Below are 540 nucleotides of genomic sequence, written 5' to 3' on the forward strand. Positions count from 1 at the left end.
CGTGGTTTCATGATAAGAGACTTCACGCCGGGCATTGAGAGAGCCGCGAAAATCGGCACTGCGGGCGCGAATGGTCAACGTATCCGGCGCGCCGTGGTGTTCGACTTCATCCACGGTAAAATCACCTTTGCCAATCAGCGCCGAACCTTTCCAGCCCAAGAATACCGACAGCACCGCGCCCCGTTCCGGCATGGCAAGCTGGCCGTCAGCGTCATCCAGTTCAATATCAAGCTGGTCAGCTTCAAAGCCCCGGTTATCGGTGAGGCTCAGGGACAGCAGCCGGTCACGAATATTCTGGGTGATATCTTGCTGATTAATGGTCAGCATAAAGTCCGGGGCCATATCCGCCCCGGCCGGTAAAGACAGGCCGGTCATCATGAGAAGAATCCCCCGATAGCCGCCTGCGCTTTGCCGGTCATTTCCGTTGCCTTACCCAGCAGCTCGTCAGCCTGTTGCTGCAGGTCGCCAAACATCGCGGTTAATGACTCATCAACCCGCAACAAATTGAGGGTGAACTCAATGCGCCGGGCGCTGCCATCT

At 57.0% G+C, this 540-nt stretch carries 2 pseudogenes; both read right to left on the bottom strand.

From position 1 onward, the window contains the following. Positions 1-378 (bottom strand): annotated as a pseudogene (locus FTA96_RS00005) (phage late control D family protein); the annotation flags it as partial. Beyond that, a pseudogene (locus tag FTA96_RS23425) lies at positions 375-540 on the bottom strand (phage tail protein); the annotation flags it as partial. The pseudogenes FTA96_RS23425 and FTA96_RS00005, both read right to left, overlap by 4 nt.

Source organism: Yersinia alsatica (assembly GCF_902170305.1).
GTDB classification, from domain to species: Bacteria; Pseudomonadota; Gammaproteobacteria; order Enterobacterales; family Enterobacteriaceae; genus Yersinia; species Yersinia alsatica.